Source organism: Butyricimonas hominis (genome assembly GCF_014287455.1).
Taxonomy (GTDB): Bacteria; Bacteroidota; Bacteroidia; order Bacteroidales; family Marinifilaceae; genus Butyricimonas; species Butyricimonas muris.
Genome location: NZ_JACOOH010000009.1, coordinates 94778 through 120613 on the forward strand (window position 1 = coordinate 94778; position 25836 = coordinate 120613).

Genomic DNA, 25836 nt, shown 5'->3' on the forward strand with positions numbered 1-25836 from the left:
TTTAAAATGAAACATTTAAACTAAACGAGTAAGTCGGACGCAACGACATTGATATAGTGGAAGCACTTCCCGATTGCGTGGTCGGATCTTGTCCTTTCAGTTTCTTGTTACAGAAAGTGTGTAAGTTTGTTCCTGTCAAAGAGACATAAGCTGATTTCATATGAATTTTTTTACAAATAGCATCCGGCAAATTATAACGCAATGAAATATTTTGTATTTTCAAATAATTACCACTCACAACTCTAGCATCTGAATAATCATACATTTGCCAAATATTCTCTGCAATTTTCTTTCTATCCACAGATTCATTATATGCACCAGTAATCCACCAAGGAGATAAAGGACCTACAGTTGCCATAAAATCCGCATGTCCCAATATTCCGGGAATATTCGTATGCTCCTCATCCCCGGGTTTCCGCCAACGTTTCAAAAATTCTTTTCGTACATTTTCCATCGGACTCGGCGCTAATGTCGAATTCGAACCGGTTACATTGGGATATAATTTCAATAAACGAATTTTCGAGCCAATACTATATGATAAATTCATTGAAAGTGTAAAACGGTTGTAAGAAATACTATTCAAGATCCCTCCTTGTAGGAATGGAACTCTTGTTCCGGAATATTTCATAACTGACATATAACGTTCCTCATTCGTCATCAACTTAAATTGCTCACCATAGTCTATTGCATCATCACCCTCCCCAATGATCCGTTCTAAATTCGGGAACATCGGGCGTCCGTCTTTAGAATCCAATCCGAGGAAACGATAAGAATAAAATCCATTAATAGAACGTTTTACTGTCTGTACCGTTCCATTTAAGTAATCCTGATAAGTAATATCATCATCATCGCGAACAGTCTTATCTTTTGTTTTGACAGCTTTATCAATTAATTTATTCATCACTTGCCCTAACTGCGGATCAAACCGCCAACGGAAACCTTTGCCGTCAGCCCTCATCGTATTAATCGGTGTAAAATTCAACGAGATCTCATATCCTTGATTAACAATTGTCCCTTGATTTACAGTGTACCCTTTTACCCCATTTACCTCTGAAATACTCTTTTGCATATAGGCATCTGTAGTTTTTCGATAGTAATAAGATAACGAACCGTTTATTTTTCTCTTCAAGAATGCAAAATCAATGCTCACATTCGTGCTTGCCGTTTTCTCCCATTTCAAATCAGGATTTGGGAATTGACTTACAGAAGAATACAATTCATTGAATAGAATACTTGATCCCTCCTTCTTAATCACTAACCTAGGTGATACTTGTGGTACATTTCCTTGATAACCGAAAGAAGCACGTAAAGCCAAATCATTTATCCACGATACACCTTTCAATACATTTTCAGATAAATTCCAACGTCCCGCTATAGCCCATATCGGGAAAAATTTATCTTTTGCCCTACTTCCGAATTCGTTCGAGAAATCAGCACGAGCGTTAAAACTAAAATTATATATATTCTTATAACTATACCCAGCAGTCAGGTAAACTGAAACATCATGTGATTTTTGTGTCGTGTATTGCCCTAAAGCCGCTGTTGTTCTCAACCATTCCAAATACTTGGGATACTCGGAGAAATTAACGGACGCAACAGTTTTTCCTCGCTCCTTCATATAGCCGCGTGTCGTCTTAGCATACGTGTTATACGTGTTTGATTTAATCTCACCTCCTGCATTCACATTCAAGATATGAAATTCGTCTTTATCCAATGCTTCACGATAATCTACTTGTCCACGTACAGTATACGCATTACGATCCGTACGACTTTCTTTCAGTTCACCACCAATCGGTAAAGTACTATTCTTTTTAAAATTTACCTCCGTAGCACCATAAGATTGTTTTAAACTTCTCGAATAATAAGAATCCTCTCCATGCCATACCTCTGAATTCGAATTAGAGAAAGCGTATGACATAAGTACTCCTAATTTCAACGTAGGTAAAACTTGATAATCAACTGTAGCTTGGAATGTCAAACCATTTTGGTTTATCTCTTGCGAACTATTATCCTGGTCTTCCAATATATTTACAGGAAAATAAGTGGCACTCTCTTCACCCGGTAATGTCATCTCTTTTTTATAATACCAATAACTTCCGTCAAGATTACGTGCCGGTACGGCTCTACTTGTGTTATATGCAAATTCTGTAATTCCCACATCACTCGGAGTATATTTCTTTTTAGAAACATTGCCTTGCAAGCCAAAAGTTACAGTAAACTTATCAAAGTTACCGGAAAGATTCAAATTTGTAGTATATCCTTTATTTAACTCACCTCGCACATTACCTTCCGTATTGTTAAGACCTAATGAAGCGTAATAACGCAAAGCAGAAGAACCACCGGAAAGACTCAAGGTATGTTTATGCGAGAAAGCATCTTTCATTAATATATCAAACCAATCCGTATTCAATGTTTCATAATAACTCACTTGGCGTTCAAACTCGTCGTAAGAAATACGACCATTCATGTATTCCAAATAAGCTGCTTCATATCCTACCCAAGTATCTGTTTCAGGATAAGACATCCGTTTTTCAATAATCTCCCGCGACAAATCAATCCTCTGCTTCGAGTTCATCATATTCACACTCCTGTCATTATAACTCGGACGTTGAATAAATGAACCGGAAAGAGAATAACTCACCGTCGGCGGTCCTTGCTTACCTTTTTTGGTCGTGATCACAATTACACCGTTCGCAGCCTCTTTACCATAGATTGCGGTAGCGGAAGCATCCTTCAAGATGTCGATCTGCTCGATATCCTCCGGATTCAATCCGGAGATAGCATTACCCAGCAAGTTCACGAAATCCAAATCATTTATATCCTGAGGATCCACGTTTACCGGATCTTTCACCACAACCCCGTCCACGACCCAAAGCGGTTCCTGCGAACCCAACACGGTAGAAGTACCACGGATTCTCAAACGGGGAGCCGCACCAATCTGTCCGGTATTCTGCATAAAGATCATACCGGGGACATATCCCTCCAACATCTGGTCAATCGTCTGCAAACCGGGAGTAATGATATCTTCCGCTTTAATCGTTGTGATCGCACTGGCATTCTTGCGGGCATCCACCCTCGTGTATCCTGTGTTGATCACCACTTCCTCCAATTCCGCCACGGTTTCCCGCATCACCACGTTGATCGTGTCCTTGCCCGTGTACTTAATTTCTTGGGTTTCCATTCCGATAAACGAGTATACCAGAATCATGCCTTTGTCCGACTCGACGAAACGGATGGAATAATTCCCGTCCTTGTCCGTCGCCGTACCTAGTTGCAAACCTTTCAACTGCACGGTCACACCGGGTAACGGAAACTTTTTCTCGTCCGTAACTTTCCCTACTACCCGAATCTCTTTCTTCGCTTGCGCGACATCAGCTTTCGGGCGTATTATAATTAAATCCTTATTAAACTCGTAAACAAATCCTGTATTGGCAAAAATCCGGTTCAATACATTTTCCAGATTCTCGTTCTTTGCCTCAACGGTAAACATCCCCAATCTTTGGGTTTGTTCTGCACTAAACACGAAATAAAAACTTGTTTGCCGTTGTATCTCTTCAAACAAAGTTTTCATCGATACCTCTTTTAAACTCAAGTTCACCTTTTCCTTCTGTGCCCGCACGTTAGCGGTCAACGAGAAAGTAAAGAAAACCAATAGAAATAGACATAACTTCATAATCAGAAAAATTTTTCGTCCTATTCCCGGATAGGGGTGAGGGCATAATCGACTTTTTTTCATAAATTTGTAGATTAATCATTAATACTAGCCTTACGCATTGGTGGAACAATAACTAAGGCATACTTTCAACGGGAGGTGGTGGAACACCTTCCGTTTTTATTCCATCACTGTAATTGTTTTGTCCTTTATTATAAACGTAACTCCCATAATTTTACTTATCGCATCCAAAATCGTATCAATATCTTCGTATTTCTTCATATGCCCCGTGAAACGATGTTTTTTAACACTCTCGTTCGAGTAAAACACATCAACGTCGTACCACAACGAAAGCGTATTCATGATATGCTCCAAGCTCTCGTTCTCGAACATAAACTGCCCGTATCTCCAAGCCACGTAAGGATCTACATCCACTTTCTCCCGTTTAACAAACTCCCCGTCTGACGAAAACTCGATCAACTCGGAAGGTTCAACCCGGTACACCCGTTTTATCATACGCCCCTCTACCCCTATCGAGCCGGAAACCAAAACTGTCTGTACCCCGTTCCCGTACCGGGTATTCACGTTGAACGACGTCCCGTAAACCTCCAGTTTCGTGACATCCGTTATCACGTAAAATGGTCGCTTAACATCTTTCGCCACATCAAAATAAGCCTCTCCCGAAAGATATACCGTTCGTTCTTTTTCGTCGAACACGACCGGATATTTCAAACTCGACGCCGCGTTCAAATACACCCGCGTACCATCAGCCAGTATCACGTTATACTCTCCACCTCTCGGCGTATTCAAGCGGTTAAAACTCTTACCACTCCTTTTCTTGACCGTATCGGAATACACGATACCGCTTCCCATACTTTGTACCCTTACCCCGGATTGCGAAATATCCAAACGATCGCCCTCCATAGATTCCAAGGCAACCTCTTCCCCGTCTTCCAGTATCAGGACAGCCTTGGATGCACCCGGCACAATTGCCAGCGACACCGGCAAGTTCACCTGTTTCACCTCTCTCATCAGATTCCAAGCCAACACTCCCAACAACGGAATCATAATCACAGCCGCATATTTCATCACATGCGCAATCAAAGAACGTTTTCTGTATCCGACCTTTTTCTCGAATTGCCGCAAAGCCTTCACTCGATCCATCTTGTCCCATGCAACCTCTCTCGCCTCCAAAGCTTTCCCTTCCCGGATCTTTTCAAACATCTCTCTGTCCTCGGGATGTGTAGCCAACCATTTCTCCAACTCCTCTCTCTCGGCGGCATCCAAATCCTCGGCAAAATACCGTTGAATAAGTTCTACTATTCTGTAATTACTATTATCCATTTTCGCTTATTTTATACTTAGAACGACAACCATTCAATTTAGGGGGATCGAAAAGGCAAAAATTTAACATTTACAACCTATCTTTATACTCATTTTCTACCGGAATCTAAAAGAAGACGTCCCGCGATCATCATATAAAGCCGAGTTAAAGCCGACTCCTATCGGCTTTATTCATGGTTTATTCCCCGTGTACGCTTCCGGTAACAGACGATCGGGAATCGTTTTCGAGAAAAATCCCCTAGGTTCTCCTATTAAATTTATATTCCTCCCGCTAGAAAGCCCAACATGTAAAAAGCATCGCCCAAACGCTTCTTGAAATAGCGTATAGATTCTTTTTTTGCCGTTTTTACCGTTTCTATCGATATTCTCAACAAGCGGGCAATCTCCTCATTCTTTTTCCCTTGAAGATGTAATTTAAAAACAATTTTACGACGCTCCGGCAATTCCTCCAGCACTTTTTGGAACAAGCGATATATCTCCTCCTCGGTAATCTTTGTCGCCAGTTCCTCTTCCGTTTCGGGATGCTCCAACATATATGAAATATACTTCCCTTCCACGTTCTTGTGTTTCAAATAATCCAGACAAGCGTGTTTCACGGACGTGTAAAGAAAAGTTTTGAAACCATTGTAAGAAGTATGAACGGTCTTACTCTCCCATAAATTCACGAAAAGTTCCTGCACCAGGTCCTCGGCTATCTCCACCCGCTCAACATAACGCATGGCGAAGTAGACCAATGAATTGTAAAATTCATTAAACACCTCCCGGTAAGCTTTCGGCTCTTTCGAGTTGATCTGTCTCATAAATTGTTCATCCCAATGCAAAGCCACTTTTTCGTGTATATAAAATTAGCAATACAATAATAATACAAATAAGTCATAAAATCATTACGACAAATGTAATTTATTTACCCAATTGTTGCGAATTATGCAAAAAACAAATATGCCATCACCAAAGCTGCTATAATGCCTGCCAAATCGGCTATCAACCCGCAGGGAATGGCGTATCGGGTATTCTTGATTCCCACTGCCCCAAAATAAACAGCTATAATATAAAAGGTTGTGTCCGTGGCACCTTGAAAAGTCGAAGCCAGTCTTCCCGCGAAAGAATCCGCCCCGAAAGTGTTCATCGTATCAATCATTAATCCCCGCGCCCCGCTACCGCTTAAAGGCTTCATCAACGCTGTCGGCAAAGCGGGGATAAAATCAGCATCCAAGCCACACGCCAAACACAAACGCTCCAAACCGCCCATCAGCATATCCATTGCCCCGGCTGCCCGGAACACACCCACGGCGACAAGTATCGCCACGAGGTAAGGAATAATCTTTACCGCAATGGAAAATCCCTCTTTCGCCCCGTCGATAAAAGCATCGTATACATTAATTTTACGCCATGCCCCCATGCCGATAAAAGACACGATAATCGAAAACAAAATCACATTACTGGCTACCGTTGAGACAGTAGTGATCGTTTCTTTATCCAAACCCGAAAAGTACCAAATCAAGCCACCTACGGCCAAAGTACCTCCCCCGAGATAAGCCATTACTACCCGGTTGAACAAGTTCAATTTCTGATAAATCGCCACCGCAATCAACCCGGCAATTGTGGAAACATACGTGGCTAAAAGAATCGGGATAAATATATCCGCCGGGTTGGCTGCTCCCATCTGTGCCCGGTAGACCATCACCGACACGGGAATAATCGTCAGCCCGGAAGTATTCAACACCAAAAACATGATCTGTGCATCGGACGCCCTGTCCTTTCGCGGGTTCACCTCCTGCATCTGTTGCATTGCCCGCAATCCCACGGGCGTAGCCGCATTATCCAGTCCCAGCATATTCGCGGCTATATTCATCATGATGGAACCGTATGCCGGACTATCAGGCGGTAACTCCGGGAACAATTTCCGGAAGAAAGGACTGATCAACCATGACATCACTTTCACCGCCCCTCCTCGTTCTCCGATTTTCATGATTCCCATCCACAAAGTCAATACTCCTGTCAGACCTAACGAGATTTCAAAACCCGTTTTCGACATATCGAAAGTAGCTTTCACGATAGCAGAAAAAACTTCCGTGTCACCCATGAAGAGCAACTTGCAGAGAGCCACCAGAAATGCCGCACCAAAAAAGAATATCCAGATATAATTGAGAACCATAACACGAATTGAAAATTGAAAGTTGAAAATTGAAAATTGGAATGACTAGGGAAGCCATTTTCAACTTTCAATTCTCCATCTTCAATTGTTTAATGTTTTGCCCTGCAAGCCTTCACCGTATTTTGCAACAGGCTTACAATAGTCATCGGTCCCACGCCACCGGGAACCGGAGTTATATAAGAACATTTAGGAGCCACGTGCTCGTAATCCACGTCCCCCACGAGTTGCCAGCCGTTTTTGCTCGTTTTGGACGGCAGACGATGAATACCCACGTCTACCACCACGACTCCCTCTCTAACCATGTCTTCTTTCAAAAAATGAGGCACACCGATCGCGACAACCAAGATATCGGCTTGCAAAGTAATCTCTTTCAAATTTGCCGTGCGGCTATGGCACAGGGTTACCGTGCAATTGGCATGCTTGGACTTGCGTGACATCAATATAGCCATCGGGGTGCCGACGATATTACTTCGTCCTACCACCACGCAATGTTTTCCTTCCGTCGGTATATTATAGCGGGCTAACAACTCCACGATTCCCGCCGGAGTAGCAGGCAGATAGGTTGGTAAATCCAACACCATACGTCCCACGTTACAGGGATGAAAACCATCGACATCCTTATCCGGATTGATACGGTTCAAGACTTTCTCTTCGGAAATATGCTTCGGGAGAGGCAATTGCACGATAAACCCGTCTACATCCGGATCATCGTTCAACTTGTCTATAACTTCCAGTAACTGCTCTTCTGTAATATCATTACCGTATCTCAGTTCCGAACTTTTCATCCCAACCGCCTGACAGGCTTTCACTTTACTAGCCACGTAAGTTTCACTGGCACCGTCATTTCCTACAAGCACAGCCACCAAATGAGGAACTTTCTTTCCCTCCGCCACAAAACGAGCCACCTCGTCCGCAAGTTCCTGTTTTATTTGTGCTGCAATCTTTTTACCGTCAATAATTTCCATCTAATTAATTTTAAATTTTAGATTTTAAATTTTAAATTCTACAAGTCAATTTTAAATTTTAGATTTCAGATTTTAAACCCACAAGTCAGTTTTAGTCCCACGTGGTAATTTAAAATCTAAAATTTAAAATCTAAAATTCCTAGCGTCTCCTCATTGGCGCCTTTCCCATCATCTTACCGCCTTTGGACAACATACGCATCATCTTCTTCGATTCGTCAAATTGTTTCAAGAGGCGATTTACATCTTGAATAGTGGTTCCGCTACCCATGGCAATACGTTTTCGGCGAGAGCCGTTCAGCAATTCGGGGTTCTCGCGTTCGGCAGGAGTCATGGAGTGAATGATTGCTTCGACACCCTTGAACGCATCGTCATCAATATCCACGTCTTTCAATGCCTTGCCCACACCGGGAATCATGGATGCCAGATCCTTGATGTTACCCATTTTCTTGATCTGCTGTATCTGGCTCAGGAAGTCGTTAAAATTAAACTGGTTCTTGGCTATCTTCTTCTGCAACTTCATGGCCTCTTCAGCATCAAATTGCTCTTGTGCTTTCTCCACCAAAGAAACAATATCCCCCATACCCAAGATACGGTCTGCCATACGCTCGGGATGGAATACATCCAAGGCTTCCAGTTTCTCGCCCGTTCCGACAAACTTGATCGGTTTGTTTACAACCGTACGAATCGACAAAGCGGCACCACCGCGAGTATCACCGTCCAATTTCGTCAGTATAACCCCGTCAAAATTCAAGCGGTCATTAAACTCCTTCGCTGTGTTCACGGCATCTTGTCCGGTCATGGAATCCACCACGAAAAGGGTTTCTTCCGGTTCAATCGCTTTTTTGATTGCCGCAATCTCGTTCATCATCTGCTCGTCGATAGCAAGACGTCCGGCAGTATCGACGATAACCACGTCTTTTCCGGTAGCTCGAGCTTCTTTCACGGCGTTTTGGGCAATCTTCACGGGATCGTTATTTCCCACTTCGCTGTATACCGGCACCCCAATTTGCTCTCCCAACACTTTCAACTGCTCGATAGCAGCCGGACGGTACACGTCGCAGGCAACCAGTAAAGGATGTTTCCCCCGTTTCGTTTTCAACAGATTCGCCAATTTACCGGAAAACGTCGTTTTACCGGAACCTTGAAGACCTGACATCAAAATAATCGCAGGATTCCCTTTTATATTAATATCGACATGGGTACCGCCCATCAACCGGATCAACTCATCGTGAACAATCTTCACCATCATTTGTCCCGGCTTCACGGCAGTCAACACATTCATTCCCAAAGCCTTTTCTTTCACCGTGTTGGTAAACTCCTTCGCGATCTTATAGTTCACGTCGGCATCCAACAATGAACGTCTTACCTCCTTTAACGTTTCTGCCACGTTAATTTCGGTAATCTTTCCCTGCCCTTTTAAAATCTTAAACGATTTCTCTAACCTATCTGATAGATTCTCAAACATAATTATCAATTGAAAATTATTTCTTTACTCCTAATTTATTCATTCCCCGCAAAATTAGTATTTTTAACGGAAAACACATTGCATTTCATTTTCAATTTTCAATTTTCAATTTTCAATTACTTCCGGCTGATATTTTTTAAAACCACAAACGTTTTATCTATTAAAGAGTTATCCACCACCACGGTAAATTCGTTCGTTGAAGAAATAACTTCAGTCAGGTTGATACCCTCCCACGACAACTCTTTCATGATGCAATAATAAAAACCCGGTTGCAGGATATTTCCCTTGGGCAATTTCAACGTCACGGACGAAAGACCGTTCTGCTTGAAAATACATTGTTCCTCCTTGAAATACTCGTCCACAAGCTCCCCCATCACCTCACTCACGACAAGGTTGGTTTCAAAAACACCCTGCACCATCGTGTAGAACACTTCCTCCCGGCGGGATATGGATTTCAGTACCCGGATATGACAATCAACCAACGTGTTGGAATTTTTAAACGTGTAATCGCACAGGTTACTCCGCAAAATAATATCCCCCATGTTGTTCAGCAACTTTTTCAATTGCACCTGCTCCCGTACCTGCAGGTAAGGAGCCAATCTATTCAATGCCATCACGATCGCTCCCGCGTTAAGCGGTTTCCCCAACACGTTCTCCAATTCCGGCTGAATCTGCCTCGCCAATGCCGAAATATTAATAATCCCGGATGCCAAAGCCTCCGACAAATAAGGTTTATGTTTTATGATTCCTTCTACTGCTTGTGCTACACTCATCATGTTAATTGAAAATTGAAAGTTGAAAATTGAAAATGATTCTTTCCATAATTAATATAATTCTATCCATTCGTAAGAGTTACCCGTGTAATCCATGTAACGGACAAAATCTTCCAGTTTTATCGCTAAAGACGCGTGGTTATCGTTTGGGTGGAAGGATAACTTCTTTGCTTCCTGCAAATGTTTATCCAGAAAGACATACACGTGATGCTCCTCGTCATTCAGCAACCCGAAAGGGCTTACAGAACCGGGACGCACCCCCAAGTATTTCTCCATACGTGCTTCTGAGGCAAAGCTTAACTTCCCCTGTTTCAGCATTTTTTCTATATCATGAATCGCCATCGCATGGTCGCAATGCAAAATAATCAGATAATGCCTATTCCCCTTGTGATTCCGGAAAAACAGATTTTTACAATGCGTACTGTCCAAATTTTTCCAATACTGTTTCGCGATCTCTATTGTCGGAGCTGCAGGATGTTCCTCGTAATCATACTCTATTCCCAATGCCGCCAACGTTTCATACACTTTTTCCTGTCCAACCTTATCCATTTTAGATTTTAAATTTTAGATTTTAGATTCCGACCGCACAATTCTTACACTCTTTTTTCATCATCACTGAATCATTCCATCGGCATTCACAGAATCTTCTCATTTTTTAGTTTTTAACTTTTATCTTTCTTTCCCCTGCCACGTATCCAACTCCCTCAACCGTTTATCCAACTTCGCCGTGAACTCGAAATTTTTAATTCCCCACTTGGGAGCAATTAAATATTCCGGAGGGGACTGATTAACAAATCGCTCCAAATACACATCCGGACGTATCCGTTCAATCACCTCCACCACGAAATCCAAATATTCTTCTTGTGTATATAATTGGAATGCCGACGGATTCTCGGCGTACTCCTCCGCCATACGGGTATCTTTCACGATCTGCAACTGATGCAATTTCAACACTTGTATCGGTAACTCACACAACCGTACGGCTCCCTCCAACATAGACTCCCGGCTCTCTCCCGGCAAACCGAATATCAAATGAGCGCCAATGGCAATTCCCCGTCCCGCCGTGCCACGTATCGCCCTTTCGGAAGCCGCGAAACCATGTCCCCGGTTCACCCTTTGCAACACTTCATCGTTTACCGACTCCACCCCGTACTCCACGCAAACATAATATTCCCGGGCCAATAGTTCCAAGTAATCCAACACTTCATCATTCACCGTATCCGGTCGCGTGCCAATCACAAGCCCCGCTATCATCGGATGCGCCAAAGCCTCCTCGTACCGTTGTTTCAACACTTCCAACGGCGCATACGTGTTCGAATATACCTGAAAATAAGCTAGATATTTTTGTTTATTGTACTTGTGGCCAAAAAAACGGATACCTTCCTCGATCTGTCGGGTAATACCCTCCACGGCACGGCAATAATCAGGATTGAAACTGTCATTATTGCAAAACGAGCATCCCCCGATACCCTTACTCCCGTCCCGGTTAGGACAGGTAAATCCCCCGTCGATCGACAATTTCTGAACCCTTTCGCCAAAAAGCGTTCGGAAATAGGTCGGGTAGTCATTATATCGTTTTTGATCTCGTTCAAACATTAGTTTATCGCAATAATTAACAGCCCGCGAAAATAAACATTTATTTGTTTAGAATTTAACATCGGACACTATTTTTTATTCACGACAATCATTTTCTTTCACTTTATGAATAATAACAAACGTTCGCGTAAATTTTAACTAAAATCTTCTATTCCATTATTCAAGAAAAAAAACTATCTTTGCACCCCTAAGATAGGAATATTTAACAAAGAATGATCATATAAACAAATTCTCCTGAATGTCAGGAGGTAAACGCAAAAAATCTAACAGAACTATGAGTACGAAGTACGTTTACACCTTTGGCGACGGAAAAGCAGAAGGAAAAGCAGACATGAAAAACCTGCTTGGAGGTAAGGGCGCCAATCTTGCCGAAATGAATCTCATCGGAGTTCCTGTACCTGCAGGATTCACTATCACGACAGAAGTTTGTACCCTTTACAACCAAGAAGGACGCGACTCTGTTATCAAATTAATCGAAAATGACGTGAAAGCCGGTATCGAGGCCACCGAGAAGTTAATGAACGCCAAATTCGGATCAAAGGGAGAAGCATTCCCTCTTTTGGTTTCCGTGCGTTCGGGAGCCCGGGTATCCATGCCGGGTATGATGGACACGGTGCTTAACTTGGGTATGAATGACGACGCCGTTAAAATCGTTGCCGAGAAATCGGGTAATGCCAGATTCGCTTGGGATTCCTATCGTCGCTTCGTGCAAATGTACGGAGATGTGGTAATGGGCGTTGCTGCCGGAAAAGGAGAACACAACCCGTTCGAAGTCGAGATCGATAAATTAAAAGCAGAAAAAAATATTACCAACGACACGGACTTCACCGCCGAAGACCTGCAAGAACTGGTTCGCCGCTTCAAAGGTGTCGTTAAAGCAAAAACCGGTAAAGATTTCCCAACCTGCCCGTGGGAGCAATTATGGGGAGCAATCTGTGCCGTGTTCGACTCATGGATGACGGAACGTGCCGTCCTGTATCGTCAATTGAATCAAATCCCGGAAGAATGGGGTACTGCCGTGAACGTGCAGGCTATGGTTTACGGGAACATGGGTGACAATTCCGCTACCGGGGTTGCCTTCACTCGTGACGCCGCTACCGGAGAAGACATCTTCAACGGTGAATACTTGATCAACGCGCAAGGAGAAGACGTGGTTGCAGGTATCCGTACCCCGCAGGAAATCACGATCGAGGGCTCTCGCCGTTGGGCAAAAATGCAAAATATCTCCGAGGCAGATCGTAAATCCAAATATCCTTCATTGGAAGAGGCTATGCCGACCGCTTACGCGGAGTTGGACGCCGTTCAACAAAAACTGGAAGACTATTTCCACGACATGCAAGACCTTGAATTTACCATCCAAGACGGTAAATTATGGATGTTGCAAACCCGTAACGGGAAACGTACCGGTACTGCCATGGTAAAAATGGCCGTCGATATGTTGGCACAAGGAATGATCGACGAGAAGACCGCACTACTCCGTCTGGAAGCAGCCAAACTGGATGAATTGCTTCACCCGGTATTCGACAAAGAAGCACAATCAAAAGCAAAAGTATTAACCAAAGGATTACCCGCGTCCCCGGGTGCCGCGACAGGACGTGTCGTGTTCTTCGCCGACGAGGCAGAAGAATGGAAAGCCAAAGGAGAAAAAGTAATTCTGGTTCGTCTGGAGACCTCTCCGGAAGACTTGCGCGGTATGAACGTATCCGAAGGTATCCTTACCGCTCGCGGGGGTATGACCTCCCACGCTGCCGTGGTTGCCCGCGGTATGGGTAAATGCTGCGTATCCGGTGCCGGAGAAATCGTGGTAGACTACCACAAACGCACGTTCACAGTGAAAGGCATTACCATCAATGAAGGTGACTGGATTTCATTGAACGGCTCCACGGGAGAAGTTTACTTGGGTAAAGTGGCTACAGCAGAAGCATCTTTGGACAAGGATTTCAAGGCTATCATGGAACTGGCAGAGAAACACACGCGTATGTACGTGAGAACAAATGCCGATACTCCCCGCGACGCGCAAGTCGCTCGTGATTTCGGGGCTAGAGGTGTCGGTCTGTGCCGCACGGAACACATGTTCTTCGAAGGCGACCGTATCGACGCTATGCGCGAGATGATCCTTTCGGACACTGTCGAGGAACGCCGTATCGCATTGGCAAAAATCCTCCCGATGCAAAGAAGCGACTTCGAGGGAATCCTTGAAGCAATGGACGGATTTGGTGTTACCATTCGTTTGTTAGACCCGCCATTGCACGAGTTTACTCCCAATGAGCCGGAATCACAAAAATACATGGCAGAGAAAATGGGTATCTCTGTAGAAGTGGTAAAAGAAAAAGTAGACGCCCTACACGAGTTCAACCCGATGTTAGGTCACCGCGGTTGCCGTTTGGGTATTACCTACCCGGAAATCACCGAGATGCAGGCGCGTGCCATCATCGAAGCGGCTTGCAACCTGAAATTGAAAGGACTGAACCCGAAACCGGAAATCATGGTTCCGCTGGTTGGTACCGTGAAAGAATTGAAACAACAAACTAACATCATCCGTTGCACAGCCGACGTAGTATTCGCTGAAAAGGGCATCAAGGTAGATTATATGGTAGGAACCATGATCGAAATACCTCGCGCTGCTTTGACAGCCGATCAGATCGCCGAAGTTGCTGAGTTCTTCTCATTCGGCACGAATGACTTGACTCAGATGACATTCGGATACTCTCGTGATGACGCCGGTAAATTCTTACCCGAGTACATCAAGAAAGGTATTCTGAAAACCGATCCGTTCGCCGTACTGGATCAAGAAGGTGTTGGTCAATTAGTTCAAATGGGTGCCGAAAAAGGACGTTCAGCTAACAGCAAACTGAAACTCGGAATCTGTGGAGAGCACGGGGGAGAACCCTCTTCCGTCATCTTCTGCGACAAAGTGGGAATGGACTACGTGTCTTGTTCACCGTTCCGCGTTCCGATCGCTCGTCTGGCCGCGGCGCAGGCTGCAATTATGCACGCGAAAAAATAAATAAACACATTATTTCTGTTTAAATAAAGGAAGAGGCTGTCTAAAAAGTAAATAGACAGCCTTTTTTTCCATTTTAGAAGGTTGTTCAAAAAGTGCTTAGATGTAAGGCTCTAATTTACAAAGACAGAAACGTAATGTAAAGTTTCTCTGGGAGCGTATAAAGTACGAGACCGAATCTTTGGGAAGCAGGAACGCAGCAGATGAGTACTTTTTGGACACCTTCTTTTCTTTTTCAGTAAAATAATTACAACTCATCCCTAAAAGCCGTGCCCTCCATCTTTCAGCATGAGTTGATTACAATTTCCTTTCATCAGTTTACTTTGGTTTAAGTAAACTTTTCCCAGTGAAAAACCAATGTAATACTATTTAAAAAAGGGATTAAAGCCGGTACAAAGCCGCTTCAAAGACGTTTCAAAGACGCTCGTGAACGTCTTTGAAACGTCTTTGTATCGAAGGTGAAACGTCTTTGTTCCCTTATTACTCCCTTATCTCAACGGCTTCTTGTCGAATATTCTCCGTGCCTAAAAAAAACTACCACAACCCGGAATAAATTTATGCTTGAGTTTCTATCAAAAAATATCCCTAAAAACAACCGGGATATAGTATATGAAAAGCACTCTAAATTACCAATTTTACCGATATATAGCAATAATTTGAGATATATCTAAAAACGATCAATTAATGATACACAAAAATATAATATATTTTTAAAACAGACAAGTCATTTATTATTTTTTTCATTTCTCGCAATCAGAAACTTACATATTTTACGATAATCGACACAATGCATTTCACTGGAAAATCATTTAACGATCGTTTAATGATATTAATAATAATTTAAAACAACCCGAATCATGAAAGTGCGTGTATTTATTTTTACTCTAATAATGCTTTCATTAGCCCGCGTAGATAGCAATATCCACGCGCAAGAACGTTACCATAAAATAGACACGATGAACAATTTCGTGCTTTATTTTAGAATTGACGGGGCAACACTGGACAGTGCATACATGGGGAATAGCGAATCTCTGAAGAAATTGGATGATATCATCAAGAACAAGTTAAGCATTCCCAATCTGGACTCCATCACCATCAAGGCAGCCTCCTCACCCGACGGAAGAGAAAGTTATAACCTGCGCCTATCGGAAAAAAGGGCAGCGTACATCAAGACTTTTATCATGGAAAAATATCCCATGATAAAAAGCGAACTTATCCGTACCCGCCATACCACTGAAAACTGGGAAGATTTTACCCGTATGATCGAGGATGACAAAAATATCCCGCACCGGGAGAAAGTACTCAAAATCATTCGTTCCGATCGGGAACCGGACGCGAAAGAATGGTTAATCAAGATACTGGAGAAAGGGGAAACTTGGCGATATATCAAAAAGCACTTCCTGCCGGTGTTACGCACGGGAGCCGTTTGCGTGATTTATTACAAGCAGGAGTTCATCCCGGAGGAACCAAAAGAGGAGCTCCAAGTAGAGGAAGTAGTTACTCCTCCCGCCGAGCCGGAACCGGAGCCGGTAGCGCCACCCGTGATCATCACGAAACCCCTGTTCGCCATCAAAACGAACTTACTCTATGACGTGCTTTCAGCCGCGAACCTCGAGATAGAGGTACCCATCGGGAAACAATGGTCGGTAGCGGCGGAAGGCATATTCCCGTGGTGGAAAGCTTCGCGAGCCGACTGGACGATGCAGCTATTGGCGGGACACGCCACGGTGAAATACTGGTTCGGGGACCGCGACGCGCAAGAGGTGCTCACGGGATGGAATATAGGGCTGTACGGCGGTGTCGGGAAATACGACCTGCAATTCTTCGATAAAGACGGGGAACAAGGCGATTTCTTCGACGCGGGAATCCAAGGAGCCTACGCCCACAAGATCGGCAAATGCTTCCGCATGGAGTACAGTCTCGGCGTGGGTTACTTGCAAAGAGATAGCAAGAAATACGATAAAGCGAACAACACGATGCACGGGGACATTAAAGTTTTCAGGTATCCATGGGAAGTCAAAAGACGGCAATGGTTCGGACCCACGTCCGCGAAAATCTCACTCGTGTGGTTGTTAAACAAAAAAACAGTAAAGAAAGAAGGAGGTGTGAAATGAGAAATATAGCTTATATCGCGGGGCTTTGTTTCGCTCTTGCCTGTTCCTCTTGCGACAGAGACAGGCTGTATTACGCCACGGAAGAACAGGGGTTCGTACGCCTGAACGTCAACTGGCAGCCGGCACAACTGGAACCGAACGGGATATCGGTCTACGTGTTTGACCGCGAGAACGGGAAAGCTGTCGGCAAATGCCGGGTATGCAGTGACCCAAACACGATTGACATCGCCCTCCCCGTGGGAAAATTCGACCTGCTGCTCGTCAACAACACGGAAGAGGAGCTGGCTGCAATCAACTTCACGGACATCGATAACCTGTCAACATTCAAAGCCTGCCTGGCGGCTAACGAAGAACCGCTATACTCGAGCCTGCTCTCGAAAGCGGAAGGGACTGCCAGAAGCGCCTACCTGACGGAATGCGACATCCTCGCTAGTGCGCTAGCGAGGGAGATAGAGATCACCCCGCGAGACATCCACTATTTCAAGGAGAAACCGGCGGCAGGGACGCACGAGATAAGCCGCACCGTCGAGGTCACCCCGGAACGGCGGACGGAATTGATCGATATCGAAATCAAGGTGACGAACATCACGTCGACGGCAGGGGCGCCGCGTACCCACCTGACAGCCATGTGCGAGGGCGTGAACCTCGAAACGGCATCCAAATACGGGAACAACGTCACGCACGAGTTCGTGCTGAACAACAAACGCGTAGACCCCGACAACTACAAGGTAGGCACGATATCGAAAAAACTGATTGCATTCGGACCGGAACAGGAGAACGACGCTTGCGTCAACAGGCACCAGCTCATCATGCACTTCGTGCTGGTGAACGGGGAAACCCACACCGTCACGCTTAACGTGCACGATTTGATAGAAACGTCGCACGACGGCACTCAACGCGTTCACAAGATCAGGGCGGAAATCACTCTCCCGGAAGCTATCGGTAACGGTGAGGGAGTATTCCACCCCGACATCGAGGAGTGGGAAGAGATTGAAACGGAATTACCAATTTAAGTTTAGAATAAATATTTACTCATTTCTTAATTTGTTTTATCATGAAGAAAAACTTATTGTACGCACTAACAGCGGTAGCCATGCTTACCGGTTGTGCCAAAAGCGATGTTGTTGATTCGGAAATCAACAAAGAAAGTAACCTGATCGGGTTCTCGACCTACAAGAACATATCGAGAGGTAACCCGGTGGATAACAATACCGAATTCCTGACAAAGGACAACACGTTCGGTGTAACCGCGTTTGTCAACATCGAGGGGGGTGACTCCCCGTACATGGGAACCGCCACTGAAGGAATCAAGATTATATCCGATGGTACAAAATGGACGTACGCGAATACTTCTAATCAAGCATACTGGCCTACAGAAGCGCTTGATTTTTACGCTTACGCCCCGTATGGGAATACAGCTATCACGGCGAAAACATTCGACAAGACAAACGGCTTAACATTAACCTACACCGTGCCTGACGCGGAAACAAGCCAGGTGGATTTGATGTACGCATTGGCTATCGGGAAAACAAAAGAAGAAGGCAACACCGTAACCCTGCCATTCAAGCACGCCTTAACCCAGGTGCATTTCAAGGTCGGGACTAAAACCACGAACTTAAAAGTGGATATAGCTGAAAACGGTATCCAGATTCATAACTTGAAAAACAGTGGAAGTTTCAACACGAAAACCGAAACATGGACACTAGATGCAACAACCGCGGCATATACGGTTACTTCAGACGCAGTAACGGGAAATTATACTGATGGTACCGAAGCAAATCCCTATACCAAAATCGGAAGTGATGATAAAGCCTTGATGTTGTTACCTCAAGGATTCGTGGCAGGTGATGGAGAAAACACGGGAGCCTACCTGACAATCTCTTGCAAAATCTATCAAGTACTTGCTAATGGGGAAACCAAAGTCTACTTGCATGGTAGCGAAAGCGCATTCGCAGATGTTACAGTCGGAATCTCCAGTGCTATTTCTTACACTGAAGAAGGAGAGCAATCCACTAGTGAAATTTGGCTAAGAAACAAGAAAGTGACTTACAACTTGTTGTTCGGTGCCGGTGATGGCGTTTTATTCCCTATCGAATTCGCAACCACGGTTGAAACATGGGAAGACGCTGATGGTGGTGTCATTGAACCCAAATAAGGTACAAATATTCTACAACCCCTAGCCTAACGGCTCACCCGGTGGCGGTTGAATGTCCGCCCCCGGGTACTAGTAAAAACTCAAAAAAAGTCAAACGATGAAAAGAAGAGAATACATTTTATTGTCGGCTGCATTACTGATCGCGTTCACATCGTGCGACAAAAGCATGAACCACACGGACCCCGTCACCGAAGGTGATAAAATAGATTTTGTTGCCGCGGGAACCGGCGAACCTTTTATCTCGCCCCCCCTCGGCAGAGGTAGCGAAACAAATATCGCCACGATGCAGGACTTCGGCGTGTATGCTTACTACGCTGCCGACGGGACATTCACCACGGCGTTAAGCCCCAATTTCATGTGCAACACGCGGATAACGAAAAGCGGTGATGCGTGGGGATATACCCCGGTCATGTATTGGCCCAACAGCGGCACGGTTTCATTTTTCGCCTATTCGCCCTATGCCGCCAAGGGCGACGCTAACATCGGCTTAAGCTCCGGCTTTGCCGACGCGGGCTATCCCCGGCTGACCTACACGGTACCGGATGCGGTGAAAGCGCAACATGACCTGCTGGTGTCCGTCCCCCTGCTCGACCAAACGAAAGCGGACGTGCCCGCCGGAGGAAAACTGACTCTGGCGTTCAAGCACACGCTCGCCTGCGTGGTGTTCCAAGCCAAAATGACAGCCGCACGCGAGCTTCCGGTGAAAGTGACATCCATCACCCTCGGGCAACTGAAAAACAAAGCCGACTTCGCTTACGGCGACACCCCGGGAACATTCTCGTGGACGGCAACCGCCGACGCCGCCGACAAATCCTACACGCTCGGCATCGCCAACAGCCTATTAGCGGACACGGATATCTCTGAATCTTCCAGTTACACTTCCATCTCCCCTGCCGACTCGCGCTTGTTGCTATTACCCCAAGACATAGACGCGGGTGACGAAATCACGGTAACGGTGGTCTACACGCTTGCCGCGGGAGAAACCAAGACCGTAACCAAAACCGCCCCGCTAAGCGACCTTATAAAAAAAGAGTTGGAAGCGGGAAAACGCTATTCAATAAACATCCTCGTTTCTGCCCTGGCAGACGTCACGCTAACATGCACGGTAGAAGAGTGGACCCAAAAAACTGTTAATGTGCCCGATTTCAAATAAAAGAAGATATGAAAAAGTATATATACCTGTTATGTGTTTTGAGTTTCGTTTTAACTGCCTGCCGGGACGATAAATTCGGCTCGGAAGAAAGTAGCGGAAGCGCGGCGTTAAAATTGAAGTTCAACACCTCGAACAATATGTCGAGAGCCGTGTCGAGTGACGAGGAAGAACGACGGATACAAAATGCTTACGTGTTTATCTTCAACCAGGACGGGACAAAAGCGTTCGGACGATTTTACGACGGGATCAACCAACAGAACACGCATCAAATCGAGATAAAAGACATCCCCGCCGGAAGCGGTAAAACCATAGCCGTCATAGCCAACATCAACACGGCAATTTTCGACCTGACGACAGCAACCCTGGACGCGATAACCACGCAACCCGATTTACTGGCATTGACTTCCCGTATGCAAGACGGGTTCATCGAGAGGGGTTCCCAATTCCTGATGAGCGGAACGACAACTGCCGACTTAACCGCTAACACCACCAACCCGGTAAACGTCCCCTTGAAGAGAGTGGACGCCAAAATCCGTTTCAACGTGACGACAGCAGAGGGGGTGACCTTCACCCCGCTCGACTGGCAAGTCGTGACAGTACCCCAAGTCGTGAACGTGCTCCCGACCGAGGTGCAAGGACAATTTGAATTCGAGGGCAATTATTTCAACAGCAATTGGAACAACTTTGAAATCACGGCAACGAACACCAACACCTTCGCGTTCTACGTCCCCGAAAACAAAGTAAACCCTAGAAAAACAATTCCCCCGACGGGAATGTATGCCGAGCAATACGCGTTGCGCGAGAAACAGGAGAAAACGCCTAACGACGACGGCACCGTGACAAACGGTGCGTACGAATACGCCGACGAGAGAACCACACACGTGAAATTCAGGGGAAATATTCACTATATAATAGGTTCCGGCAAAGAAGTTTCGGCAGACGTGACGTACACCGTTCATCTCGGGGCTGTAACCGGCGTGAATGACTATAACAGCCTCCGGAATCACTTTTACACCTACAACGTGAAGATCGTGAGCGTGGATGACATTATCGTGGAAGTGGAATCAACGACACAAGAAGAACCATCCCCCGGAAGCGAGGGTGATGTTGTGCTTGCCAAAGAAGTTCTGGAATTCGATGCGCATAACGAAGTCTTCAAGACCGTTTTCCATCAAAGTGACATTGACCAGTCGCTGACGTGGAACATTTCCACCCCTTTTTCCAAAGGAGCAGAAAATGAGAATCCAAAGGACTACGAATGGATATGTTTCCGTATTAACACAAAAACAAGAACCACGTATAATGGAGACTTCGAGAAATACCAAGGGGACGACGAGGTGTACACGGATGCCGAATTAGCAGTAACCGGCAACACGCACCCGTTGGACAAATACATGGCGGACATCAACACGGGAAACGACAAGATGCTAAATATCAAACAACTGATAAACATATTAAAGGAGTGCAAACGCAGGTATACCGATAACGGCACTAACGCGGGCACCCTATTCGACAGTGCGGATGAAATCGTGTTTACCACTTTCCTGAAAGATTTCTATTACGAGGTGAATCCTGAAAACACCACGGAAACCGAGGAAAACGGGTTATGGAAAAAATTTGTCAACACGGAGAAAAGAGTACTCAATATCCTGTCTAACCTTAAATACAGCGCGGACCACATGAGTACCAAAACCACCGCCCTGTACTCCATCAGGCAGGCATCCATTCAAACCATGTACAACAAGAAAGCCACCGAAAACTTCACGGCATGGGGTACCGAAATGATACAAGACGAAAACCGCTACCAGTTCGAAACACAAAGAATAAGAACCAATCGCACGTACGATGACAAAGATAACGGTCGTGCGAACACGATCAATATGTGGATGGCAAGTTCGGGTTCAGAAGAGTGGGATACCTATATAAATTCCGCCAAGTGGGAAATGCAAGCCGCCTATAATGCCGCCAAATACAAATGTATGCGCCTTAACCGGGATATGGACGGGAACGGACGAATCGACGAGAATGAAGTGCAATGGTATCTTGCTAGTATCAACCAACTCACGGACTTGTGGATCGGAGAAAACTCCTTTGACCCTCAAGCCAGATTGTATAAACGGAGCACATGGGAGGAAAGCCTGCAATGGTATGCGAGCAGTACGGTACTTGACAAAGATGAAGAAGGTATATGGAATAAAACTTACAGGGATAATCCGGACATATTATGGTCTTCCGAGGGGTCTTCCATCGGAAAACTAACCGGAGCAGGAGCAATAGACGGTGCGATCGTTTATTACAGGTGTGTCAGAAACCTGGGTGTACCGAAAAATGCAGTCAAAGAGGTGCGACCTGACGACTTTGCCACTTACGACGAAGCAACAGGAACCATCACGCTAACCCGCTTGGATGCCAAATCCATCCGGGGATTCAAGACCACTGAGGAGCTGGAGGATCATAACGAACGTGACGTACGCGGCTACAACAAGCCCTGGAAGGCTTTCAATATACACTCGACAACACACGGAAACAATTTGAGTTGGCAAACCGTCATGGCACGCTCGGAGCCCGGAGGAAGAAACCCCGTTTGTCCCATGGGATGGCGAGTACCCAACCAAAGAGAACTGGCTCTGATGTATTCTAGAATGCCTAGAAACAGTACTTCGTGGCCATTAACAGACCATTTCGCCAAGAGCCGTTTCAGTTTCAACCCCGCAGGCGGTGACCGTATAGGCTTCTCTGTCAAAAACAAAGGAGGGGAATTCTATTTACTACATAACAAAACCGACGAGATCGGCGGCGTACGTTGCGTGCGAGATATTGACTAACAAAAGAAACAACAAGAAATGAATAAACGAGAACTTTCATCATTAGTAGCAGACCGTACCGGGCTCTCGAAGGGCGACGCCCTGAAAGCGGTACAAGCCACGATAGATTGCATCGCCGAGGCTCTGCAAACAGGACAACGAATAACGTTAATGGGATTCGGGGCGTTCTTCTCACATGAACTTCCCCCTCGCGTTACGTACAATCTTTATACCAAAGAGCGGGAACAACTAGAATCACGCAAGGTGATCAAATTCAGGCCCACCTTTCCCGACAAATAAATGCAACCAGCGAACACCGCCCCTTACCAAGGCGGTGTTCTTCATTCCCCATGCATCGCACTCTTCATGTATTCACGAGGGAATTAATAAATATCATCGGCTTGTAACTTGTCAACAATAACTTTATCTTTGCATCACCTTAAATCAAACGATATGCAACAAGATATAGAACATCCTGAAAACGAAGCGTGCTATGAAGGATTAGCCGTCAACAAGGGAATAGAACAACCGGACCCGGTGAACCCGGCAATCGCGGAAAGATTGAAACATCTAAAGAAAAAAGTCTTATCCGTGGATGATTACCTTTCCGGTATCCAGAAAGGGGATATCAACATATTAAGCCAAGCGATCACCCTCGTGGAAAGTGCCCGCGTAGATCATCAGGCAATGGCACAAGATGTCATTAACCGCTGCCTCCCGAACACGGGCAAATCCGTGCGTATCGGTATCACGGGGGTTCCCGGCGCGGGGAAAAGTACCTTTATCGAGGCTTTCGGTAAATTCCTCACCAACGAAGGACACAAAATCGCGGTACTTGCCATCGACCCCAGCAGCGAACGTTCGAAAGGAAGTATACTAGGCGACAAAACCCGCATGGAAGAATTGGCATGCGACCCTCGTGCTTATATCCGCCCTTCCCCCTCGGCAGGGTCATTAGGCGGGGTTGCCCGCAAAACCCGAGAAGCCATGCTTCTGTGCGAGGCTGCCGGATTCGATATTATACTGATTGAAACCGTGGGAGTCGGTCAGAGCGAAACAGCCGTTCATTCCATGGTCGATTTCTTTCTTCTGGTACAAATCGCCGGGGCCGGAGATGAATTGCAAGGCATCAAAAGAGGTATCATGGAAATGGCGGACAGCATCATTATCAACAAGGCAGACGGTAACAACATCACCCGTGCCGAGTTGGCAAAAGTGCAATTACAAAACGCCCTACACTTGTTCCCTCCCCACGAATCGGGAGTGGAACCCAAGGTGATGACCTGTTCCGCTTACGAGAAAACCGGAATCAAGGAAATATGGGAAAATATACTTCAATACTGTAGCGCTACCCAGCAAAACAAGTATTTCGACACGCGACGCAGCGAACAAGCCAAATATTGGATGTACGAAACCATAGACGAGCAATTAAGAAACCGTTTCTACCAAAGCCAAAAAGAACAAATCAAACAGGCTGAAGAAAAAGTATTAAGCAATGAAGAAAGTTCTTTCGCCGCTGCCTTCCGATTACTGGACAATTATTTCAAAAACGACACGAAAGAATTAAAGTAGGATATAAAAAACATTTCCTCTTTCCACCTCCCCTCTTATGAAGAGGGGAGGTTATAATCCTACCATATATATAAGATAATCAGTTGCATCGCAGCTATATTCGAATCGTTTCTTTTATAGTTCACTGGGAGATACTTCTATCATACTCCTATCATACTTCCATGAAACTCCTATTGCAGCTGAAAAATCATGATACTTCCACGAGAATTACAAAAGATTTGATATCAACCTAAACACTTGTAGCATCATTAATAATTATTACAAAATAACTGAACACGTGGGGAACTCACTAATAATAGTGTAAGAATAGTTCAAAAATCGCTTTAAACGAACGATTAATGACAGTCAAATATAGATAATTTTTGCGAGAATCCTACAAAACAGCCTATTATTATTTTATATTGGTAATCAAATACTCGCGTACTTACAACATTATTATTATCTTTTAGCAACAAGCGACAAATTGATAATTATTAATCGTTGGTTTAATGACATGGGGATGGCATGCAGCCTTTCTATTGAAAAACAGTAGAGTTCGCCTCCAAGTTGGTTGCAATTTCGTACAAAAAAGGACATGTTACATACTCACGGCATTTCATTTATAATGCCGTGGGCATGTTCTGTCAAAACAATAATTGTCTACACCCCGAAATCAGGAATCTCCGGAACGATCCGAAAGCCGTTTTCCCGGGCAACCTCACCGCAGAAATGCTCACAACCGTTTGTTATAGCGACGAAACGGGCTGCAATAGATAAATTATATTGAAAAGCTTGATCGAAAACGACCTGTGATAATGCCACGGAAGGAGCTTTGCACTCCACGATAAGATAGGGATTGGCTTGACGATCGTAACACACCACGTCAAAGCGGCGCTTCATCCCGCATACTTGTATTTCCTTCTCCACGGCGATCAATTGAGCGGGGTAATGCTTACACGCTACCAGAAAATGAATAAAATGTTGTCTTACCCATTCCTCCGGGGTCAGCACAACGTAACGCTTTCGGATAATATCGAATATCCAAATCTGTCCGTTCTGCTTCTTCACCTTGTAATCGAAAGAAGGAAGGTTCAAACTTTTCATT

Annotated in this window: 18 protein-coding genes; 8 read left to right on the plus strand and 10 right to left on the minus strand. The window is 45.0% G+C overall.

Going from position 1 to position 25836, the window contains the following annotated elements:
* Position 1 precedes the first annotated feature (1 nt).
* From H8S64_RS18565 to mnmL, 9 genes are all read right to left on the minus strand, one after another.
* A complete protein-coding gene (locus H8S64_RS18565) occupies positions 2-3673 on the minus strand; it encodes a SusC/RagA family TonB-linked outer membrane protein (RefSeq protein WP_255469609.1) in 3672 nt (1223 codons plus the stop codon).
* Between the two features lie 159 nt (positions 3674-3832).
* Positions 3833-4996, minus strand: coding sequence for a FecR family protein (locus H8S64_RS18570; RefSeq protein WP_186978123.1), 1164 nt, complete (start codon positions 4994-4996; stop codon positions 3833-3835).
* A gap of 257 nt (positions 4997-5253) precedes the next feature.
* Positions 5254-5796, minus strand: coding sequence for an RNA polymerase sigma-70 factor (locus H8S64_RS18575; protein ID WP_186978124.1), 543 nt, complete (start codon positions 5794-5796; stop codon positions 5254-5256).
* A gap of 122 nt (positions 5797-5918) precedes the next feature.
* Complete coding sequence (locus H8S64_RS18580) at positions 5919-7151, minus strand: nucleoside recognition domain-containing protein (protein WP_186978125.1); 1233 nt, start codon at positions 7149-7151, stop codon at positions 5919-5921.
* 89 nt (positions 7152-7240) lie between these two features.
* Entirely contained in the window at positions 7241-8116 is an 876-nt protein-coding gene (gene folD, locus H8S64_RS18585; RefSeq protein ID WP_186978126.1) for a bifunctional methylenetetrahydrofolate dehydrogenase/methenyltetrahydrofolate cyclohydrolase FolD, read from the minus strand.
* 139 nt (positions 8117-8255) lie between these two features.
* Positions 8256-9581 carry a signal recognition particle protein gene (gene ffh, locus H8S64_RS18590; RefSeq protein WP_099294100.1) on the minus strand — a complete coding sequence of 442 codons (1326 nt, stop codon included), beginning with the start codon at positions 9579-9581 and terminating at the stop codon, positions 8256-8258.
* 116 nt (positions 9582-9697) lie between these two features.
* Complete coding sequence (locus tag H8S64_RS18595) at positions 9698-10357, minus strand: aspartate kinase (RefSeq protein ID WP_099294102.1); 660 nt, start codon at positions 10355-10357, stop codon at positions 9698-9700.
* Between the two features lie 48 nt (positions 10358-10405).
* Positions 10406-10903 (minus strand): prolyl-tRNA synthetase associated domain-containing protein, encoded by a 498-nt coding sequence (locus tag H8S64_RS18600; protein ID WP_099294104.1) that lies wholly within the window; start codon positions 10901-10903, stop codon positions 10406-10408.
* A gap of 120 nt (positions 10904-11023) precedes the next feature.
* Positions 11024-11950, minus strand: coding sequence for a tRNA modification radical SAM protein MnmL/YtqA (mnmL, locus tag H8S64_RS18605; protein ID WP_186978127.1), 927 nt, complete (start codon positions 11948-11950; stop codon positions 11024-11026).
* Between the two features lie 274 nt (positions 11951-12224).
* On the opposite strand from mnmL, the gene ppdK reads away from it, so the two are divergent.
* The 8 genes from ppdK (at position 12225) to meaB (ending at position 24752) form a co-directional block, all read left to right on the plus strand.
* Positions 12225-14957 carry a pyruvate, phosphate dikinase gene (ppdK, locus tag H8S64_RS18610; protein WP_186978128.1) on the plus strand — a complete coding sequence of 911 codons (2733 nt, stop codon included), beginning with the start codon at positions 12225-12227 and terminating at the stop codon, positions 14955-14957.
* 854 nt (positions 14958-15811) lie between these two features.
* Positions 15812-17068 (plus strand): DUF3575 domain-containing protein, encoded by a 1257-nt coding sequence (locus tag H8S64_RS18615; RefSeq protein ID WP_255469610.1) that lies wholly within the window; start codon positions 15812-15814, stop codon positions 17066-17068.
* Positions 17065-18081 carry a DUF5119 domain-containing protein gene (locus H8S64_RS18620; protein WP_186978129.1) on the plus strand — a complete coding sequence of 339 codons (1017 nt, stop codon included), beginning with the start codon at positions 17065-17067 and terminating at the stop codon, positions 18079-18081. Before H8S64_RS18615 ends, H8S64_RS18620 begins: the two co-directional genes overlap by 4 nt.
* 41 nt (positions 18082-18122) lie before the next feature.
* Entirely contained in the window at positions 18123-19223 is a 1101-nt protein-coding gene (locus H8S64_RS18625) for a fimbrillin family protein (protein ID WP_186978131.1), read from the plus strand.
* Between the two features lie 97 nt (positions 19224-19320).
* Positions 19321-20376 carry a fimbrillin family protein gene (locus H8S64_RS18630; RefSeq protein ID WP_186978133.1) on the plus strand — a complete coding sequence of 352 codons (1056 nt, stop codon included), beginning with the start codon at positions 19321-19323 and terminating at the stop codon, positions 20374-20376.
* 8 nt (positions 20377-20384) lie between these two features.
* A complete protein-coding gene (locus H8S64_RS18635) occupies positions 20385-23201 on the plus strand; it encodes a fimbrial protein (protein WP_186978135.1) in 2817 nt (938 codons plus the stop codon).
* Positions 23202-23219: 18 nt separating this feature from the next.
* On the plus strand, positions 23220-23480 hold the full coding sequence (locus H8S64_RS18640) for an HU family DNA-binding protein (protein WP_186978138.1): 261 nt from the start codon (positions 23220-23222) through the stop codon (positions 23478-23480).
* A 153-nt stretch (positions 23481-23633) separates the two neighbouring features.
* Positions 23634-24752 carry a methylmalonyl Co-A mutase-associated GTPase MeaB gene (gene meaB / locus H8S64_RS18645; protein WP_222621212.1) on the plus strand — a complete coding sequence of 373 codons (1119 nt, stop codon included), beginning with the start codon at positions 23634-23636 and terminating at the stop codon, positions 24750-24752.
* A 639-nt stretch (positions 24753-25391) separates the two neighbouring features.
* Here the strand turns inward: meaB and H8S64_RS18650 are convergent.
* Positions 25392-25835: a type I restriction enzyme HsdR N-terminal domain-containing protein gene (locus H8S64_RS18650; RefSeq protein ID WP_186978140.1), complete on the minus strand. Its 444-nt coding sequence runs from the start codon at positions 25833-25835 to the stop codon at positions 25392-25394.
* Position 25836: the final 1 nt, after the last annotated feature.

Bases quoted from the DNA above. Each gene is read 5' to 3' on its own strand.
- H8S64_RS18640 (WP_186978138.1), top strand. From the start codon at position 23,220: ATGAATAAACGAGAACTTTCATCATTAGTAGCAGACCGTACCGGGCTC.
- ffh (WP_099294100.1), bottom strand. From the start codon at position 9,581: ATGTTTGAGAATCTATCAGATAGGTTAGAGAAATCGTTTAAGATTTTA.
- H8S64_RS18580 (WP_186978125.1), bottom strand. From the start codon at position 7,151: ATGGTTCTCAATTATATCTGGATATTCTTTTTTGGTGCGGCATTTCTG.
- folD (WP_186978126.1), bottom strand. From the start codon at position 8,116: ATGGAAATTATTGACGGTAAAAAGATTGCAGCACAAATAAAACAGGAA.
- H8S64_RS18650 (WP_186978140.1), bottom strand. From the start codon at position 25,835: ATGAAAAGTTTGAACCTTCCTTCTTTCGATTACAAGGTGAAGAAGCAG.
- H8S64_RS18630 (WP_186978133.1), top strand. From the start codon at position 19,321: ATGAAAAGAAGAGAATACATTTTATTGTCGGCTGCATTACTGATCGCG.
- H8S64_RS18615 (WP_255469610.1), top strand. From the start codon at position 15,812: ATGAAAGTGCGTGTATTTATTTTTACTCTAATAATGCTTTCATTAGCC.
- H8S64_RS18625 (WP_186978131.1), top strand. From the start codon at position 18,123: ATGAAGAAAAACTTATTGTACGCACTAACAGCGGTAGCCATGCTTACC.
- mnmL (WP_186978127.1), bottom strand. From the start codon at position 11,950: ATGTTTGAACGAGATCAAAAACGATATAATGACTACCCGACCTATTTC.
- meaB (WP_222621212.1), top strand. From the start codon at position 23,634: ATGCAACAAGATATAGAACATCCTGAAAACGAAGCGTGCTATGAAGGA.
- H8S64_RS18635 (WP_186978135.1), top strand. From the start codon at position 20,385: ATGAAAAAGTATATATACCTGTTATGTGTTTTGAGTTTCGTTTTAACT.
- H8S64_RS18620 (WP_186978129.1), top strand. From the start codon at position 17,065: ATGAGAAATATAGCTTATATCGCGGGGCTTTGTTTCGCTCTTGCCTGT.
- H8S64_RS18565 (WP_255469609.1), bottom strand. From the start codon at position 3,673: ATGAAGTTATGTCTATTTCTATTGGTTTTCTTTACTTTCTCGTTGACC.
- H8S64_RS18600 (WP_099294104.1), bottom strand. From the start codon at position 10,903: ATGGATAAGGTTGGACAGGAAAAAGTGTATGAAACGTTGGCGGCATTG.
- H8S64_RS18575 (WP_186978124.1), bottom strand. From the start codon at position 5,796: ATGAGACAGATCAACTCGAAAGAGCCGAAAGCTTACCGGGAGGTGTTT.
- H8S64_RS18570 (WP_186978123.1), bottom strand. From the start codon at position 4,996: ATGGATAATAGTAATTACAGAATAGTAGAACTTATTCAACGGTATTTT.
- ppdK (WP_186978128.1), top strand. From the start codon at position 12,225: ATGAGTACGAAGTACGTTTACACCTTTGGCGACGGAAAAGCAGAAGGA.
- H8S64_RS18595 (WP_099294102.1), bottom strand. From the start codon at position 10,357: ATGATGAGTGTAGCACAAGCAGTAGAAGGAATCATAAAACATAAACCT.